Here is a 19,188-nt window from a genome sequence, read left to right as displayed (position 1 = left end):
TATAAAGGCGACCTCATGACCGATCAAGTTGATAACTGGCACAAACTGGCACGCTACGATACCAATATCCAAGGTGAGTTACATGCCAATTTGCTACGTAATAATGATATTACTGTTTCTCTACAACCGCTGAGTGCGATGCCTGGTATGAATTCTGGCATCGTGCTTTGGGTACAAGATACCGATTTGGTGCATGCAAAACGCATTTTGGATAGTATTGATAAGGATGCAGCAAGCTTGCCTGAAACAGACGATGATAACGGCGGTACTCTATAAATGTGTCAACTTTTAGGTATGAACTGTAATACGCCAACCGATATCGGTTTTAGCTTTGCAGGCTTCCGTCGTCGCGGCGGCATGACAGACAGTCATGAAGATGGTTTTGGTATTGCATTTTTTGAGCGTAGCGAATGTACTAATAGTGACAGCTCTAATAGTGAAAAGTCGGACAATGCCTCGACTGGTCTACGCTTATTCCATGACAATCGCCCAAGCCATTTATCGCCCGTTGCTGATTTGGTTAATAATTATCCAATCAAAGCGATGAATGTTATCGCACATATTCGTAAAGCAACCCAAGGTCAGAATTGTTTGGCGAATACCCATCCTTTTGTCCGTGAAGTCTGGGGTGAGCAGTGGGTATTTGCGCATAATGGACAGATGAATAGCGAATTTATTAAACGCTGCCAGCGCCTGCAAGACAATGGTAATGCCTCACATTGCCAACCAGTCGGTACAACTGATTCTGAAATGGCATTCTGTTATCTGGTCAATCGCCTGAAAAGTAGCTTTAAAACTCGTCCGGATGACAAAACGCTGTTTAACTTTTTGACGACTCAATGTCGCTATTTATCTGCCAATGGTTTGTTTAATTGCCTCATATCGAATGGTCGTTGGCAGATGGCGTATGCGGGCAGTTTATTGTTCTATCTGACGCGAAAAGCACCATTTGGTGAAGCAAAATTGGCTGATGATGACTTGGCGATTAACTTTGGTGATGTGACTACCGATACCGATAAAGTCACGATACTAGTGACCGTGCCATTGACTGAAAATGAAAAATGGCAGCAGCTTGCGGTCAATGAATGCCTGATATTCCAAGATGGGGATGTCATTTATAAAGACAGTCCAAGCCAGCGTAAGTTTTTGACCATTGAAGAAGGGATTGCAGTAGCGCGCGCTGTTGGGGCGAGTGTTTAGGAATAGCGAATATTAGATGTTAATTAAATATAAACCCCACAACAACGCTTAAATTTCTCACCCGAACCGCAAATACACGGCTGTTTTTGGGTTATAGTCATTTCTACTGTTGGGTCGAGGAAGTACCAACGCGCATCGTTGTTCGCTTTGTCTGTTACTTTTACAAAGGCAGACAATTCATGATGCGCCTGCAAGCCATCATCTTCATTATCAGAGACATTAAAGTAAGCTTTAAATTCAACTTGCGCATGACGTTTACCTAGCTTTGGCGTGTGCGCGACGATTTCCAATCCTGCCCAATCCGTCTCCTTTGCCCAACTCTCAATCGAATGGATATCAAGTAATGCTTGCTGCGCGGGTAGTGTAGTCTTGACGATATAGTTTGGCTTGACCAACACAAACGCACTATAACGCGACCGCATGAGGCGTTCAGCAGTTTCTGCTTTTATGCCGTCAGCTTTATCAGTTTCTTCGCTCAATAAACTGTCATGGTAAGGCTGGCAGCAATCTTGATAAAGTAGCGGCGCGCTAATGTCATCCGATGACGGGTTCATTTGGCAAGGGCAGGTCTGTAGAGAAATTGACATTATTTACTCAAGTTATTATTCGTTTTGATAGCTTCATAAGTTTTAATTTAGCCAGTTTTTTATCAATTCTGGCCATAGACCGATTTTAAGCTTTGCCCAAGGGGCGGGGTCACATAGCTGCTGCCAAAATTCATCAAATGGTGGCGCAAAATATACCAAGAGCGCAAGGATGACGTACAGTAGCAGATACCACCATTTATCTTTATGCTGATAGAACTTCATCGCCGTACCCGATGAGCGCTTCATTTTCATATTGGATAAATTCACACTATATAATTCATCTAATGCCAAATGCACCATGGCGCCGCCGAATAAAAATAAGCCGTAAAACCAGCTAACCGTCAACGGTAAGTTTAAAATATCGTAGCTGATATAGGTCATTCCAAGCCCCATTATCGCCATGTAGGGCACCGAGTGAATGACACCGCGATGCACGGTCATATTGGTAAAAATCGAAAATACCACATAACGCATAAAGCCGTAGCCGGCTAACCATAAGGCTATCAACGCCAGTAAACTCAGCTCACTACGCCAATGCATCACCAGACCAAAGGCAAAAATAAACGAGGTAATATTAAAACCAAGTTTAATCGGCGTCGAGTTATCTGAATCTAAATCAGGCAGCAACCCACCGATGGTACCGAGCGCCACACACATCAAAAACCCTGAATCCTCAATCAAGCCAGCTTTATAAACCGTTAGACTCAGCGTACCACTGACCATGAATGCGACATTTAAGTGGGTGTTAAAATTTGCCATAAAAACTCATCAATAAGTAGCGCACGAAAACGTCATTTCGAGCGGCTCGTCTAGCCGTAAAAAAGCGCTCCATGATACCATAGCCAAGCCAGCCGTCTAATAGAGATAGTGAATATGACCGCCACTGATTTACCTGCCAAGCCTAATAACAATATTTGCAACGCTCCTTTCGATGTGCCTGTTAATGCATCTGTTGAAGCTGCTATTAATAACCCGTCTGCATGTGATAGTCAGCTTGATGACTGCTTTGCTACTATTGACTGGCAAGCGCCATGGCTGTGTCACTTAAATCAGTTAGATTATATAAGTCACGCCATTACTCAGCTAAGTGGCTTAAAAAATGAGCCTGCTCAGACAGATATAATTGAGAATACGCCTGATATTATCGCCAAGGTTTTAAATACAGCGTTGCAGCAACAGGCTGATGAATTACGTCAGCTATTACCGAAAACCAAACCTGCACTAAACAATCAAGCCCAAACCTTACGATTTGTCTCACAAAATGCGTTGCCAGCAGGCGAAGCATACGAGAGTTTTATCGGTACGACTGGTAATATTCCGACCCGTAATAATTTGCATGATTTATTTAACGGCAGCATTTGGCTAACCTTTCCTAAGACCAAAGCCCTGCTGAATTATTATCATATGCTTGAAATCGAACAACAAGGTATTGGTGCCAGTCGCGGGCGTGTCCGCGATACCATTACCGTACTTGATGAGAACGGCGCGATTTTAGTGACAGCAGAGCCTAGTATTGGTGAGGCACTAGTGGATTTTGACTGGCAAAAAAGTTTGGTAGAACCGCGTGAGCAGTGGGATAAGCCAAAGCAATCGAATAACCACTCTCGGGCGGCGGTTTATATTTTTGGTCATGCACTATTAGAGAAGCTACTTCAGCCGCGCAAGGCATTATGCGCCCATAGTATTGTTATTTATGTGACGCCAGATTTTTTTGTCTTATCGCTATCTGAGCGTATTAGTCATTTGGATCAGAAAGTAGCTGATTATATGGAGGCATTATTATCACAACCGGATGTGACACCGCGCAAACTGTCTCCATTGCCTATTTTGGGTGTGCCGCATTTTTGGGCTGAAAATGCCAAGCCTAACTTTTATGATGATAGCCAAGTGTTTCGCAGTGGTCGCCGTCAAAAATAAAAAGATAAGGGAATACCTTACGAGTTAACCGTTAATGCTTAACCGCTAAAGCATTGTTACGTTTACGATTGTGCCACGATTTGCCTACGTCTAGACGTTAACAAAGCTCGGGTTATTTGTTATGGTAAAAGGACGTTACTGTTAAATACTAAAGATATGCTTATGTCTTTTGTTACCTAAGATTTTGTTAGTATAAAAATACAGCGGTCTATTTTTCTTAGCAACTCTTATGAATCATTAATTTGAGTTGTTAATAACAGCTACTAAAGTTAGCCATTAAATTCATTTAGTAAAAATTTAAGCACTATTATTTAGCCACCAATTATCAGCATAAATGCTTATTGATTGATAGTCATATTAGTTCAAGAGTCATTTATGTTCAGGATCTATAACAACGATAAGGAAGCTACCATGAGTGATATTTTTAATGTAAAAGACACCATTACGGTCGATAGCAAGGACCATACCTATTATAGTCTGCCCAAGCTAACCGAGACTTTTGAGCACATCAGAAAGTTACCATTTTGCATGAAAGTCGTTTTAGAAAACTTATTGCGTAATGAAGATGACGGGCAGTCTGTTGGCAAAAATCACATCGAAGCGGTCGCCAACTGGGATGCAGGCGCAGAAGCGTCAAAAGAAATAGCCTTTATGCCAGCCCGTGTTGTCCTGCAAGATTTTACTGGTGTGCCGTCGGTAGTCGATTTGGCAGCGATGCGTGATGCCGTAGTTGAGCTTGGCGGTAAAGCTGAGCAAATTAACCCGTTTATCCCAAGTGAATTGGTCGTCGATCACTCAGTACAAGTCGATGCTTATGGCCGCGAAGATGCCATAGATCTTAACGAAAAGATTGAGTTTAAGCGTAATAATGAGCGCTATGAATTTCTGCATTGGGGCAAGAATGCCTTTAAAAACTTCGTTGTCGTGCCACCAGCCACAGGTATTGTGCATCAGGTTAACTTAGAGTACTTGGCCCGTGTGGTAATGGCTGCTGATGTCGACGGTGAGTTGACCGCTTATCCTGATACGGTATTTGGTACTGACAGTCATACTACTATGATTAATGGTATTGGTGTACTTGGTTGGGGCGTGGGCGGTATTGAAGCGGAAGCGGCAATGCTCGGTCAGCCATCATCAATGCTCATTCCACAAGTGGTTGGTTTTGAGCTAAAAGGTAAGTTAACCGAAGGCGTTACTGCAACAGATTTGGTATTGCGTGTGGTTGAAATGCTGCGTGCGCATGGCGTGGTTGGTAAGTTCGTCGAATTTTATGGCGAAGGCTTACATAGTATGCCACTGGCTGACCGTGCAACGATTGCCAATATGTCACCAGAATATGGTGCAACGTGCGGTATTTTCCCGATTGACCAAATGGCGATTGATTATCTACGTCTATCAGGTCGTGATGAAGCCCAAATAGAGTTGGTTGAAAAATATGCCAAGGCGCAAGGCTTATGGCATGATGCAGATACGCCAGCAGCGACCTACTCAAGTAAGTTGGAGCTGGATTTATCATCCGTTCAGCCAGCACTTGCCGGTCCAAACTTGCCACAACAGCGTATTAATCTATCTGATATGCATGAAAAATTTGGCGAAACCTTGACGGCGATGACCAAAGACCGTAAGAAAGAAGTTGAAGCCAAGGTTCGCTTCGATGAAGAAGGCGGTAAGCAAGAGCAAGCAAAAACGCTCGCGGCAAAACCCAATCCTTTCTGCGCGGAAGGCAGTACTTATTGCACGGTCAAAATCGAAGACGAAGAGTATAGATTGCGTGATGGCTCTGTCGTTATCGCGGCGATTACTTCTTGTACCAATACCTCAAACCCAGCAGTGATGATTGGCGCAGGTCTGGTTGCTAAGAAAGCCGCTGCAAAAGGTCTAACGGCTAAACCATGGGTTAAAACTTCACTGGCTCCAGGGTCAAAAGTAGTAACTGATTACCTTGAAAAAGCCGAATTGATGGATGAGCTAGAGAAAATAGGCTTCTACCTAGTTGGTTATGGCTGTACCACTTGTATCGGTAACTCAGGTCCGTTATTAGGGGCGATTGAAGGGGCTATCGAAGAAGGTGATTTGGTTGCCGCTGCTGTACTATCAGGTAACCGTAACTTTGAAGGTCGTATTCACTCGCACGTAAAAGCCAGCTACTTGGCGTCACCGCCATTGGTGGTTGCTTATGCCCTAGCAGGTACTGTCGATATTGACTTGACCACGCATCCGCTAGGACAAGACCAAGAAGGCAATGATGTATTCCTAAAAGACATCTGGCCAACGTCAGAAGAAATTAACGAGCTAATTGCCAATAATATCGACGCGGATATGTTCCGCAAAAACTATGGCGAAGTGTTTGACGGTAGTGCAGCATGGAACGCGATTAGCTCAGCCGATAGCCAGCTGTATCCATGGAGCGAAGAGTCTACGTACATTAAGAACCCACCGTTCTTTGATGGCATGACCATGGAGCCGGAAGGTATCCCTGATATCGAAGGCGCGCGTATCTTAGGTTTGTTCGGTGATTCGATCACCACCGATCATATCTCACCTGCTGGTAATATCGATGCTGATTCTCCTGCGGGTAAGTACTTGCAAGGGCGTGGTGTGATGGAAGCTGACTTCAACAGTTATGGCTCACGCCGTGGCAACGATGCGGTCATGACTCGTGGTACCTTTGCCAATATCCGTATCAAAAACGCCATGATGGCTGGCAAAGAGGGCGGTTATACCTATTACTTCAATGGCGATAGTGCCACGCTAAAAGACGGTCAAGAAATGGCTATCTATGATGCGGCGATGAAGTATAAAGAAGACAAACGTCCGCTCGTGGTACTTGGCGGTGCAGAATATGGCTCTGGCTCTAGCCGTGACTGGGCAGCGAAGGGAACGATCCTACTCGGTGTAAAAGCGGTATTGACCAGCTCGTTTGAGCGTATTCACCGCTCAAACCTAGTCGGTATGGGTGTCTTGCCATTGACTTTTAAAGACGGTGAAAATGCAGCGACCTATAATCTAGATGGTTCTGAAGTCCTTAGTATCACAGGTCTAGATAATGGCGAAAGCAAAACCGCGAAAGTTACGGCCATACGTGCCGATGGCTCAACTGAGAGCTTTGATGTCAATGTCATGTTACAGACGCCAAAAGAGCGCGAGTATGTGCGCCACGGCGGTGTATTGCACTATGTGCTACGTCAACTGGCAGCTGAGAGCAAAGACGCTGCGTAATAATTGATTAGACTTAGTATGACAAAGAGCCCAATCATATGATTGGGCTCTTTTATGCAATATTATCGTGCTTAAGTAATTTTATCGCTCAACCTTTCTCAGTCAGCAGCTTGACTCCCATACCAATAAATATCACACCGCTTATTCTATTTAAAATCACTTCAATAGTAGGATTCTTACGCAGATTTTCACTGAACTTTGACGACAGTAATGCCAAGCACGAGAACCACATAAAACCGGTCGTAGCAAAAGTTAGCCCAAGACCTAAAAAAGACAGCATGCTATTACCGTAACTCGAGTCGATAAATTGTGGGAAGAACGCCAAAAAGAATAAGGCGACTTTTGGATTAAAGGTATTAGTTATAACCCCTTGCTTATATATCTGCCACCTATCTAACGGTCGAGTAGACGCTAATTTTTCCTCAATGGGTAAATTACTGGCAAGTAAAGGTACTGGTTTGCTAGTCAGCATTTTAAAGCCTAGATAGCATAAGTAGCTTGCGCCAATATATTTCACTAGCGTAAATGCAAATGGTGAATTGGCTGATAGGACGGACAACCCGAGCGCAGCCAGCAAAGTATGTACTAAAATACCAGAGATAATACCGAATACAGAGTAGAATCCTGCAGTCTGTCCCTGTGACATACTACGAGTAATGATATACATGCTATCTGTTCCGGGTGTTATATTTAATAAAATGGCAGCAAGAATAAATCCCAGATAATTTTCAATACCAAACATAGCCAATCCCTCCTTGTGATAGAAATTCAGCTCAACATTTTATAGAGCGCCTTTACATTGCATTCTATCAATATTCCTAATGGTATATATAGCCTTGCTAGCATTTTTCAGAAATGACAGACATAAAAAAGCCCAGTCACCGTATGATGACTGGGCTTTTTTATTGTTCGCTTATTAGTCTAATCTTATGCTAAGCAAAAGTGCTAATAAGTGACGCCGTATAGTGGCGTCCCCAGGGGGATTCGAACCCCCGTTACCGCCGTGAAAGGGCGGTGTCCTAGGCCTCTAGACGATGGGGACGCATAGAGTGTTATAACCAGGGGTTACAACGGTACTTCACAATATCAGATAGCTTATAAATAAGCATTGCCTAGGTGCTGATATCGTCCTACTAGCGAGTATTTACGTTAAAGTTTCAGTGAACTGAGCTTTGCAATAAATAGTATGGTGGAGCTAAACGGAGTCGAACCGTTGACCCCTTGCATGCCATGCAAGTGCTCTACCAACTGAGCTATAGCCCCTCGCTAAGAGTGTGCGTATTTTATGTAAGACCAGCAGTCTTGTCAACTGCTATTTTAAAAATAATGCATAAATATGCAAAAAAAAGTGTTCAAAGCTATTTTATTAACTTACTAAGCCCAATTTAGCGTGGGTTTTGCTGACTGGCTATCTCTTTGATGGCTTTATCGGTAAAGAATTCTTCTTCAGTACCATCTGAAAAAATAACTGCACCGCATTCTGTGGGGATATATTGCCCACCTTTTAGTTGTACTGTGCTGATACCTTTAAAACCAATGATGTCAGATTCTTTCAATCGATCGACATTATGATTGATATAACTGCAATAAGAGAGATATATCCACTTTAAGTCATCAAAATCTTGACCGGTAGTGAGGGTTAACTTGGTATCGTATAGCTCTTTTACGATGGCATCGTAGTATTTCTGCGCTTCTTTTAGCGTGTTAAAGACATAGTCTTTGCTTTCGATGGTGACGGTCTTGGCGGCCATTTTTATTTCCAATTTAAGTATTAAATAAAGAATCAGTATTCGTATGCAAATGCTGATATTCACGTAAAAAGGGGTCAGTAATAGCCTGACCCCTCTTTTTTATTCACTAATAGTATTATGAATCAACAATATTATTAACAAACAACTATTCAGCTGCCAAAAAATCTGGCAACTCTGCCGCTTGTTTCTCTAGTTTTTTCAGCTTCTTTTTGCCCAAACCACCAAGTACGTCAACCGCATGACGCAAGCGTGTCAATGTCATATCAGCGCCGATAATTGCCATAGAGTTCATGACTGGCGTCGATGAGGTGCTACCAGCGATAGCAATGAAGAACGGCGCCATAAAATCACGCATTTTAATGTCAAGGTGAGCAGCAAGACCTTTTAAGGTGGCATAGATGTTTTCTTCCGACCACGTTGGTAAGGTCTCTAGCTGCCAAAGCGCTAATTGCAGCATCTCAGTAATTTGTTCAGCCGAGAGTAATTTATGGGTAAAGCTCTCAGCATTGATATCAGGTAGGTTTTGGAAATAAAAGCCACCCCAATTAACTGCATCAGATAACAGCTCAATACGCGGCTGAATCGCTGCTGCGATAGCGGTTAATTTATCGCTGTTACTTGCCCAGTCGAGGATTTTGTTTTTGAGTTCTTCTGGCGTTAGCGCCCGTAGCCATTCTGCATTGAGCCAATTAAGCTTTTCGATATCGAAAATAGGGCCGCCAAGTGACACACGCTGAATATCAAAGCTGGCAATCATTTCATCCAAGGTAAATTTCTCAGCTTCGTCAGGCATGGAGTAGCCCATACGACCAAGGTAATTTAGCAAGGCTTCAGGTAGCACGCCGGCATCACGGTAATACGTGATAGAGGTTGGGTTTTTACGCTTAGACAGTTTTGATTTATCAGGGTTACGCAGCAGTGGCATATGGCAAAGGACTGGCATCTCCCATCCAAAATACTCATAAAGCAGCTGATGTTTCGGCGCAGAGTTGAGCCACTCTTCACCGCGCAACACATGGCTGATGTCCATCAAGTGGTCATCGACAACGTTGGCTAGATGATAAGTTGGCATGCCGTCGGTTTTGAGAAGCACTTGCATGTCCACTTGCGTCCAAGGAATCTCGACCGTACCGCGCAGCATATCTTGTACCTGACAGACGCCTTCGGTTGGCACACGCATACGAATGACGTTTGGTTTGCCCTCAGCAACCAATTGCGCGGTTTTCTCTGGTGCTAAATGGGCACAGCGACCGTCGTAACGCGGCGTTTCACCATTGGCCATTTGCGCAGCACGCATGGCATCAAGCTCTTCACTGCTACAAAAGCAGCGAAACGCATGGTCGTTTTCTATCAGCTGCTCTGCATGCTTTTTATAAATATCGCTACGCTCGCTCTGACGATAAGGCGCGTGTGGACCACCGATGTCTGGACCTTCCGCCCAGTCAAGACCGACCCAACGCAATGCATCTAAAATCATTTTTTCAGATTGCTCTGTCGAGCGCGTTTGGTCAGTGTCTTCAATACGCAAAATAAATTCGCCACCATGAGCTTTGGCAAAGGCCAAGTTAAACAGTGCGATATAAGCAGTGCCAACGTGCGGGAAGCCAGTAGGCGAAGGGGCAATACGGGTACGAACAGGGCGTATGCTATTAGTAGAAGTAGATGGTTGCATCATAAAAATCTCAGAATGTTGTTGTTAATGAATGGGACAGTCAAAAGTAGTAGTGAAAAGTGAAAATATGAACGAAAGAATGGAAGTCAACGTTGAAAAATAGCGTAAAATATAGCGCTAGTATAACAGAGAGATGGGATATTTTTAACGAAATGCCCTTCTAGCGCTTGACTACCCGTGTATCCTTGCGATAATAATGTTAGGTAAGTCATAACTTGTTTATTTTCATCTGATTTTTTACTATTACTGGTCAATTTGACCATCATCTATTGAGTTGTTTGTGTCCATATCGAATAGTAAGCCAAAAAATACGCCAAATGCTAATCACAATCCTTCTGACCCTGATCATTCTATGTCAGCGGCGAGTCTGTTTTCTGAAGAAAGCACTTCTACTCAAAAACTTATGCAAGAGCCTAGTGAAGATCAAGCTACGTCTGACAAATTGAGTTTTGTCCATGATGCGGTGCTATTGCAAGAAGCAGTCGCCGCAGTGTTGGGTGTCAAAGCGCTACCGAAGCAGACAGACGACGAAAGTCAAAATAGCTTGCAAGCAAGCGGTATCTACGTCGATGCTACCTTTGGTCGTGGTGGCCATAGTCGCTTGCTATTGAGCCAGCTTGCCGATGACGCAACCTTGATTGTTTTTGATAAAGACCCAACGGCCATTAGCGTTGCTCGTGAATTGGCAAATAGCGACAGTCGCGTAAAAGTGGTGCATGATAGCTTTGCGACGTTAACAGACAGTCTTGCTGCAATGGGAATCACTCAAGTTGACGGCTTAATGGCAGACTTAGGTATCTCATCACCGCAAATTGATGATGGCAGTCGTGGTTTTAGTTTTATGCGCGATGGCGCGGTCGATATGCGTATGGATATCAGCCGCGGGCAGTCGGTTGCTGAGTGGCTTGAGACGGTCGATGATGAAACCTTGGCCAATGTGCTTTATGAATTTGGCGAAGAGCGTCACAGTCGCCGTATCGCTCGTGCGATTAAGCAGATGGACAGTTACGACTCTACTTTAGCATTGGCTGAAGTGATAAAAGTTGCGCACCCAAACTGGCAACGCGGCAAGCATCCAGCGACCCAGAGCTTTCAGGCGATGCGGATTTTTATTAACAACGAGCTTGGTGATGTCGATAACTTTTTAGAGCAAAGTATCCCGATATTAAAGGTAGGCGGACAGCTAGCAGTGATTAGTTTCCACTCCTTAGAAGATCGACGTATCAAGCAGTTTTTGCAGCGTCATAGTAAAGGGCAATATCCAGAAGATGAGAATTTGCCGATGCCGCCCAAGCGTCCGCGTTACTTTAGTAAGCCTAAACGGGTCGGTCCAAGTAAAGCAGAGATAAGTCATAACCCACGCTCGCGTAGTGCATGGTTACGCATGGCAACACGTACTGATGCTGACTATGTAGCAGATATTCATCCATGAATGCCATTATTAACTTATGTGGTTTAAATATGACTGAATGTTTTAATGATTACGCGGCTGTTAAAAAGCTGTAAACATTATCTGCTAGGCTCAGCAGTTACTTTTTTGCTTGGTATTGTTTTTATTGATGGTGCTGATGGCTTATAAGAGTTTTATAACTCGTAAATGGTTATCGCTTTTTATATTTTGAAGTTCACTTTTTTGAGATTGTCATGGCAATATCCGACAAACCTGCAAACCGCCGCGCCGCAACGCCATCAAATACCGATGTTGGCGCCTTATTTGTGCGTAAATTTAAAATATCAAATATCTATGTGGCTATATTGGTACTGTTGGCGGCTGGTATTGTATGGAGTGGCATCAAAACGGCTGAAGGTGTTCAGCAATATCATCAGGATTATAAAACCTTGCAAGACATGAAAAAACAAGAGCGAAAATTACAAGTTGAGCATCAGCGTCTGCTTATTGAACAGCAGACCTTTAGTGCGACGCCGCAGATTGCCAGTCGTGCCGTTGCTGAGCTTGGGATGTTTTCACCGACACTCAAAGATAAGCTGATTATCCAGCCAGGTGCTGCGACAGCAGTTGCACTCGTGGACCCTGATGCCAGTACTCCAGATACTTTAACGACGAATGATTCTGATGTTTTCGAAGCTGATGCTGTGAGCGATGTACCCGTTAAGGCTGCTGCTACCGATTCTGACCTAGCGGAGGCAGGACAATGAGCGATAAAAAACCCAGTGCTAAAGCGACCAGCAAAAAACCAGCCAGCGGCAAGGTTACTAAGCCACTACGCCGTGCTAGTGCGGCCAAATCTGGGCAAACGAGTAGCAAGCCTGACCATAAATCAGATGATGGCCGTAAAGCCAAGCTATTTGGTCGCTTAAAGAAGAATGAAGAACAGGGTGCTTATACCAGTGTCAAAAACCTAAAAAGCAAAAGATCAATTTTGGGTAAAGCGTCTGGCGCTTCCTCTCGCGGCGGTGTCGAACAAGATAAGAACCGTTTCCGTTTGATTTGGGGTATAGCGCTGCTTATTTTAGTGGCACTTATCGGTCGTGCTTACTATATTCAAATTGCCAATACTCAGTTTTATCAAGATAAAGGCAATGAGCTCATCACCAGTGTACGCACGCAAAAATCCTATCGTGGCATGATTACGGATCGCAACGATTTGCCATTGGCTGTCAGTGCACCACTTGCGACAGTCTCTTTTAGCCCGCATGACTATGCCCGTGAATACTACGAGCTTAAGCGTATTATTATCACCAATCCTGAAAGTCCGCAGCTTATCGCACGTATGCAAAAGCGCTTAGACAATATGGATTTGACGACGCTTGCGGCGGCTGCCAATATCTCAGCCGATGAGCTAAAAAGAGTGACAGCTATCGATCCCACTATTGATGTAACGGATGAAGTGGCAGTCAAAGCAGCGCTGCCATCGGGTGCAGGCTCGCATTATTTACCACTATTAAATAAAGTAACGCCGGAGATTGCAGAAAGCGTTAGCTCGCTTGATTTTCCTGGTGTTAATGAGAAAAACTTTTTTCAGCGCTATTATCCGCAGCCACAGCCTAACTCGCAACTACTAGGTTTCATGGGACAAAATGCCAACGATCCTGAAGGTGGTTACGAAGGACGTGCTGGTATCGAACGTCAGTATGAGAAAGAGCTGGCGGGTGATGATGGTAAGGTTTTGGTGCTCAAAGATGCCAAACAAAACAGTCTTAAAGAAATCAAACAGGTTGAACCAGAAGTGCCGGGCAAAGATGTGACATTGACCATTGATTCGCGTTTGCAATATTTGCTTTATAAAGAGCTAGAAAAGGCGGGGCGTTTGCAAAAAGCGCGCTGGTCGACAGGTATGGTAGTCGATGTACAAACTGGTGAAGTACTGGCGCTATCGACATGGCCGTCATTTAACTCTAATAATCTAAATGAGATGACGGGTGAAAATCAGCGTAACCGTGCGCTCCTTGATGTCTTTGAACCCGGTTCAGTCATGAAGCCATTCACCGTTGCTGCGGCTTTAGATTCAGGGAAATACACTGCCACTACTTTGATCGATACCAATCCTGGCTCTATCCGTGTCCGTGGTTATACGATTCGTGACCATAATAATTTAGGGCGGATCACGATGGCAACGCTACTACAGAAATCTAGTAACGTCGCCTCGACCAAGATTGCTTTGTCTCTACCGGCTGACGGCATTACCAATATGCAAAGACAGTTTGGCTTTGGGGCAAAAACACCACTGCAATTCCCAGGTGAAGGCAGTGGGCTTGTGGTGACACCAGAAGAAAAAGAAACTTCGAGACGGGCAACGGTCAGTTATGGCTATGGTATACAGGTGACGCTGGCACAGATAGCGCAAGCTTATTCAGCGCTGGCGGCAGGTGGCGTCATGCATCCGCTAACGTTGAATAAAAATGACAAAGCGCTACCAAGCAAACGTATTATGGCGCATGAACAAGCGATGGCCATCGTACAGATGATGGAAAGTGTCACAGAAGACGGCGGTACGGCTAAAGGTGCGGCTATTGATGGTTACCGCGTTGCTGGTAAAACAGGAACCTCGCGCCGTATCAATCCAAAAGGTGGCTACTATACTGACCAGTATCGTAATGTCTTTGCGGGTATGGCACCAGCTTCTAATCCAAAACTGGTCGGTGTCATGTTAATCGAAGACCCGCGTGGTCAGATTTATGCTGGTTTAACCGTGGCTCCTGTTTTCCATAATGTAATGAAAGAGGCACTACGTTTATATAATGTGCCTTTAGATAAGCCGCTCAAAACCGAAGCTCAATAGATATAAAAGTAAATTTTTTAATATCCACCTCTTAACTATTTGATGTGTTTTAACCGTTTAGGATTTGCCAATGACCCTGTCTACCTCGTCGCCAAGCAGTATCACAGTTACCTTGCAACAGCTGCTTGCAGCTAGTAGCAGCGACGATAGACATAGTCTACAGCAGGTATTTACAGCGAATATGACCGCAGCTGTTAGCGAGTTATCGCATCAAATGACCGCTGTTCAACTGGATACGGTGATCAATATGCCATTCCAACAGTTCTGTTTAGACAGCCGTCAATTAGCCAGCAACGACGTGTTCATCTTGTTAAAAAGCCATACGCCAAATTGCCAAAAAAGCCGTGACCACCTTTATGAAGCCGCTAACAATGCGGCTTTTATCCTATCGGAAATCGACCCTCTAGCTTTGCTTGCCACCGCTAATGTTCCGCCTCATGCCAATCTCGAATTGACTAAAACTGATAATGCAAAATCTATCGCACAGCAGCAATTAGGTACTTTGCCTTGCCCCGTATTATATGTACCTCATATCCGTGATTTTCTGGGCAGCTTAATTCAAGCACGTTTGCAGTATCAGCAGCCCGTGACATTACCAACTGTCATAGCCGTGACGGGCACCAATGGCAAAACCACTATTAGTCAATTGGTGGCACAACTCACCCAGCTCACCGGTATGAGTAGCGCAGTCATGGGCACGGCGGGTAATGGTCGGCTTGGCGCTTTGGTGCAAGCCAGCCATACCACGGGAGATGCTTTAGCGGTCCAGCAATTTTTATATCAAATGGGCAAAGAAGGTGCTGAACTACTAGCATTGGAAGCCAGCTCACATGGTTTAGATCAGCAGCGTCTGCAAGATATGCCAGTGTCGGTGGCGATTTATACTAACCTGAGTCGCGATCATTTAGATTATCATGCTGATATGGCAGAGTACGCAGCGGCTAAAGCCAAGCTATTTGATAAAGCCCATTTTCCGGATTTGACCCACGCTATTATCAATATCGATGACGAGCATGCCCAGATTATGCTCGACACCGCACACGCTAGCAACTTGACCGTTTGGACATACAGCTTAGATTCACTAAAAACAGCTACCTTCGTCGCCGCTAATATCACGCCAAGTTTACAAGGTGTAGAGATCAGCCTGCGTACAGATTTCGACGATGGGACAATGAATCATTTAGATATCGTTAGCCCATTATTGGGACGTTTTAACGTGGCAAATTTACTTGCTGCTATCGCAGCTGCTGTAGCTTTAGGAATTAGTCTTGAAAGCATTGCGACCCTTATCCCGCAGCTACAAGGTGCGGTTGGGCGTATGCAGCGTGTACCATCGAATGATGGTTGTTTCATCGTTGATTATGCTCACACCCCTGATGCCTTAAGTCAGGTGCTTGCCAGTCTCAAAACCCACTGCAAAGGCCAGCTATGGGCAGTGTTTGGCTGCGGTGGCGACCGTGATGCGGGCAAACGTCCTTTGATGGCGCAAGCAGGATTGGCAGGCGCGGATAAAGTCGTGTTAACGGCAGACAATCCACGCACCGAAGATCCCAATGCGATATTGCAAGATATGCAGGCAGGGATGAGCACTGAGCAATATCAGCGTACCCATATTGAGCCTGCGCGCCAAGCAGCGATTGAGTATGCGGTCAATCAAGCAGCGGCTGATGATATCGTCGTTATCGCGGGCAAGGGTCATGAGACCTATCAAGAAATTAACCATGTTCGTTATGATTTTGACGACAGTGTTATTTTGCAAAACGCCTTAAAACAAGCAGGGCGTGTATAGCATTTATAGATAAATAATAGCGCTTACAGTTAGTTTTCCATGCTATTTAAAAAGTATTAGTCGTTAACTATAAAAAATAAATAAGTAGTCATCATATATAAGGTAATCATTATGACAGCCGACAACGATAACAGCATTCAGTCGCAAGGGCTGTATGTTTGGCAAGCAGACAATCTGCTCGCGGCAACCGCAGCACTCGACGGGCATTGGCAGATGAGTGAGGGACAATCCGGCTCAGAAAACGATGTAATGAGCACTCGTATTGCCACCGATACCCGTACGATAAAGCCTGGTGATATATTTTTAGCGTTAACGGGTGACAATTTTGATGGTCACGATTATCTCGATACTGCCATCGCGCAAGGTGCGGTTGCGGCTATCGTCGCCGGCCCTATTGCTACAGCTGATGCAAATAGTATTCCGCAGTTAGTGGTGAGCGATACCCGTTTAGCGTTAGGACAATTGGCTGCATATCGTCGTCAACAGCATCAAAATTTAACCGTTATTGCTATTACTGGCTCTAGCGGTAAGACCACCTGTAAAGAGATGCTGGGTAGTATCTTTGGCAGACTTGCCCCAACGCTTATCACGCGTGGCAACCTAAATAATGACTTGGGCGTACCGATGATGTTGCTCGAATTATCCGATCATCATCGCTATGCTATTTTGGAATTGGGCGCAAACCATATTGGCGAAATTGCTTATACTACGGAGATTGTCCAGCCAGATGTTGCGTGTATCTTAAATATTGGTACGGCGCATTTGGGTGAGTTTGGCAGCCGTGAAGGGATTTGCCAAACCAAGGCTGAGATTTACCACACCTTGAATGATAGCCAATTTGCAATTGTCCCAGATAAAGATGATTTTACCAATCAATTACGCCGTATCGCTGAAAAGCATACATCACACGTGATTGGTTTTGGTAATACTGATGTCAGTGCCAGCCATTTAGATGTCGAGCCTGAACGCAGTGAATTTAAGCTGCATATCGGCAATCAAGTCCATGATATCAACTTGCCACTAGCGGGCGAGCACAATGTCAATAATGCCTTGGCTGCTGCTGCTTGTGCCCATGCATTAAATATTGAAGTTAGTGATATCGTCGTCGGACTTGAAAATGCGCGTCCTGCCAAAGGTCGCTTGAACAGTCAGCTGTTAGGCATGCATCGACTGATTGATGATACTTATAATGCCAATCCACATTCGGTACGGGCGGCTGCCAAAGTATTGGCAGCACAAACGGGTACGCAAGTGATGGTATTAGGCGATATTGCTGAGTTAGGTGAGGCTGCAGTGAGCGAGCATCGAAGCTTGGGTCGTACCATTGCAACCACAGGTATTAATGTACTGCTTTGCGTTGGTGAATATGCCCCTTATACAGTAGAAGGTGCGCAGGAGATTTCTGATATCAATGCCCATGCGTTTACCGATAAAAACGGTTTATTGGCGTATTTGAAACCTTATTTGCAAGCGCAGCAGGCGCAACCTTGTACGGTGTTGTTTAAAGGTTCTCGTTCCATGGAAATGGAAACACTTATCAATGCGCTAGTCGAGGAGTAGGCGGTGTTAGTTTGGTTGTTTAGCTGGCTTGGTCATTATTATGCCCCGTTTTATGCGGTTTCTTCTTTGACGCTGCGTGCGTTACTGGCGGTCGTTACCGCCCTTGCTTTTAGCATGATTTTTGGTAATCGCGTTATTCGACGTTTGCGTGCACTTAAGTACGGTCAGGCGATTCGTAATGATGGACCACAGTCGCATTTGGTCAAAACTGGCACCCCGACCATGGGTGGAGTGCTGATTTTAAGCGCGATTGGGGTATCAACCTTGCTTTGGGCGCGTTTGAATAATCCGTACGTTTGGATTTTGCTCATTGTCATGATTATCTTTGGTGCGGTAGGCTGGGCGGATGATTGGCTCAAAATTAAATATAAGAACCCAAAAGGTCTAATTGCTCGCAAAAAATATTTTTGGCTCTCGATGGGCGCATTATTCGTCGGCATTTCTTTATATTATATTGCCACACTTCAGCCAGATATTGCGACGACTCGCGAGATGCAGGATTTATTAATACCTATTTTTAAAGATTGGATGATTCCATTTTCGACAGTGCCGTTTGGTATTGGCTTTATTATCTTTACTTACTTTGTGATTAATGGCGCCTCTAACGCGGTCAATTTAACTGATGGCTTGGATGGCTTGGCGATTTTGCCAGTGGTCTTGGTTGCTGCAGGCTTGGGCGCAATGGCATATGTCTCTGGTGACGTACGCTTTGCGGATTACTTGCACGTACCTTATATTGCCTATAACTCTGAGGTCATTATTGTCTGTGGCGCGATGATTGGCGCAGGGCTTGGCTTTTTATGGTTTAACGCCCATCCAGCGCAAGTGTTTATGGGTGATGTGGGTGCGCTGTCACTGGGCGCGATGCTCGGTACCATTGCGGTGATGACCCGTCAAGAAATCGCTTTCGCAATTATGGGTGGACTGTTCGTTGCAGAAGCACTGTCGGTAATGCTACAGGTTGGCTCATATAAGCTACGCAAAAAGCGCGTATTTCGCATGGCACCTCTGCATCATCACTTTGAAGAGATTGGCTGGAAAGAAACCCAAGTGGTCGCAAGGTTTTGGATTATCGCCATTATCTTGGTTATCCTTGGATTGATGACGTTAAAGCTGCGTTAAAACAGTAACTCAGATTAATCTCGATATTCTTCATTAAAAAGCCATCTCAACAAGTTTGAGATGGCTTTTTTGTTTCTCATACTATCTTTTCTCATACCTTTTAATACTTAGCATGGCTGAATTTTGGTAA

15 protein-coding genes and 2 tRNA genes are annotated in these 19,188 nt (G+C 44.6%); 10 read left to right on the top strand and 7 right to left on the bottom strand.

From position 1 onward, the window contains the following. Window positions 1-15 precede the first annotated feature (15 nt). Window positions 16-276 (top strand): hypothetical protein, encoded by a 261-nt coding sequence (locus tag VLA57_RS12310; protein ID WP_011514694.1) that lies wholly within the window; start codon window positions 16-18, stop codon window positions 274-276. Continuing rightward, the gene (locus tag VLA57_RS12305) at window positions 277-1,200 is read left to right on the top strand and encodes a class II glutamine amidotransferase (RefSeq protein ID WP_201531860.1); all 924 of its coding nucleotides are present in this window, start codon (window positions 277-279) and stop codon (window positions 1,198-1,200) included. 23 nt (window positions 1,201-1,223) lie between these two features. On the opposite strand, the gene VLA57_RS12300 is transcribed toward VLA57_RS12305, so the two are convergent. Continuing rightward, the gene (locus VLA57_RS12300; protein ID WP_333955056.1) at window positions 1,224-1,787 is read right to left on the bottom strand and encodes a YchJ family protein; all 564 of its coding nucleotides are present in this window, start codon (window positions 1,785-1,787) and stop codon (window positions 1,224-1,226) included. Window positions 1,788-1,829: 42 nt separating this feature from the next. Then, entirely contained in the window at window positions 1,830-2,546 is a 717-nt protein-coding gene (locus VLA57_RS12295) for a metal-dependent hydrolase (protein ID WP_201531864.1), read from the bottom strand. A gap of 114 nt (window positions 2,547-2,660) precedes the next feature. On the opposite strand from VLA57_RS12295, the gene VLA57_RS12290 reads away from it, so the two are divergent. Together VLA57_RS12290 and acnA are read left to right on the top strand one after the other, a co-directional pair. After that, window positions 2,661-3,704 (top strand): DUF3025 domain-containing protein, encoded by a 1,044-nt coding sequence (locus tag VLA57_RS12290; protein WP_333955054.1) that lies wholly within the window; start codon window positions 2,661-2,663, stop codon window positions 3,702-3,704. A 411-nt stretch (window positions 3,705-4,115) separates the two neighbouring features. Further along, entirely contained in the window at window positions 4,116-6,923 is a 2,808-nt protein-coding gene (acnA, locus tag VLA57_RS12285; protein ID WP_333955053.1) for an aconitate hydratase AcnA, read from the top strand. Between the two features lie 88 nt (window positions 6,924-7,011). Here acnA and VLA57_RS12280 read toward each other — a convergent pair whose 3' ends face one another. From VLA57_RS12280 to gltX, 5 genes are all read right to left on the bottom strand, one after another. Further along, window positions 7,012-7,665, bottom strand: coding sequence for a LysE family translocator (locus VLA57_RS12280; RefSeq protein WP_333955052.1), 654 nt, complete (start codon window positions 7,663-7,665; stop codon window positions 7,012-7,014). A 224-nt stretch (window positions 7,666-7,889) separates the two neighbouring features. Further along, window positions 7,890-7,965 (bottom strand) — tRNA-Glu (locus VLA57_RS12275). A gap of 145 nt (window positions 7,966-8,110) precedes the next feature. Next, window positions 8,111-8,186 (bottom strand) — tRNA-Ala (locus VLA57_RS12270). A gap of 122 nt (window positions 8,187-8,308) precedes the next feature. Further along, window positions 8,309-8,674, bottom strand: a complete 366-nt coding sequence (locus tag VLA57_RS12265) for a hypothetical protein (RefSeq protein WP_333955051.1) — start codon at window positions 8,672-8,674, stop codon at window positions 8,309-8,311. A 145-nt stretch (window positions 8,675-8,819) separates the two neighbouring features. After that, entirely contained in the window at window positions 8,820-10,349 is a 1,530-nt protein-coding gene (gene gltX / locus VLA57_RS12260) for a glutamate--tRNA ligase (protein WP_201551364.1), read from the bottom strand. Window positions 10,350-10,749: 400 nt separating this feature from the next. Between gltX and rsmH the strand changes: the two genes are divergently transcribed. The 6 genes from rsmH (at window position 10,750) to mraY (ending at window position 19,058) form a co-directional block, all read left to right on the top strand. Next, the gene (rsmH, locus tag VLA57_RS12255) at window positions 10,750-11,778 is read left to right on the top strand and encodes a 16S rRNA (cytosine(1402)-N(4))-methyltransferase RsmH (RefSeq protein ID WP_201551412.1); all 1,029 of its coding nucleotides are present in this window, start codon (window positions 10,750-10,752) and stop codon (window positions 11,776-11,778) included. Window positions 11,779-11,990: 212 nt separating this feature from the next. Then, a complete protein-coding gene (gene ftsL, locus VLA57_RS12250) occupies window positions 11,991-12,503 on the top strand; it encodes a cell division protein FtsL (protein ID WP_263241230.1) in 513 nt (170 codons plus the stop codon). Then, window positions 12,500-14,587 (top strand): peptidoglycan D,D-transpeptidase FtsI family protein, encoded by a 2,088-nt coding sequence (locus VLA57_RS12245; protein WP_133104967.1) that lies wholly within the window; start codon window positions 12,500-12,502, stop codon window positions 14,585-14,587. The genes ftsL and VLA57_RS12245 overlap by 4 nt, the downstream gene beginning before the upstream one ends. A 70-nt stretch (window positions 14,588-14,657) precedes the next feature. After that, complete coding sequence (locus tag VLA57_RS12240) at window positions 14,658-16,376, top strand: UDP-N-acetylmuramoyl-L-alanyl-D-glutamate--2,6-diaminopimelate ligase (protein WP_133104966.1); 1,719 nt, start codon at window positions 14,658-14,660, stop codon at window positions 16,374-16,376. Window positions 16,377-16,487: 111 nt separating this feature from the next. Beyond that, window positions 16,488-17,936, top strand: coding sequence for a UDP-N-acetylmuramoyl-tripeptide--D-alanyl-D-alanine ligase (locus VLA57_RS12235; RefSeq protein WP_333955049.1), 1,449 nt, complete (start codon window positions 16,488-16,490; stop codon window positions 17,934-17,936). 3 nt (window positions 17,937-17,939) lie between these two features. Beyond that, window positions 17,940-19,058 (top strand): phospho-N-acetylmuramoyl-pentapeptide-transferase, encoded by a 1,119-nt coding sequence (gene mraY / locus VLA57_RS12230; protein ID WP_333955048.1) that lies wholly within the window; start codon window positions 17,940-17,942, stop codon window positions 19,056-19,058. Window positions 19,059-19,188: the final 130 nt, after the last annotated feature.

Origin of the sequence: Psychrobacter sp. S4(2024) (assembly GCF_036861305.1) — a bacterium.
Classification (GTDB): domain Bacteria; phylum Pseudomonadota; class Gammaproteobacteria; order Pseudomonadales; family Moraxellaceae; genus Psychrobacter; species Psychrobacter cryohalolentis.
This window is presented reverse-complemented; position numbering and strand designations above follow the sequence as displayed.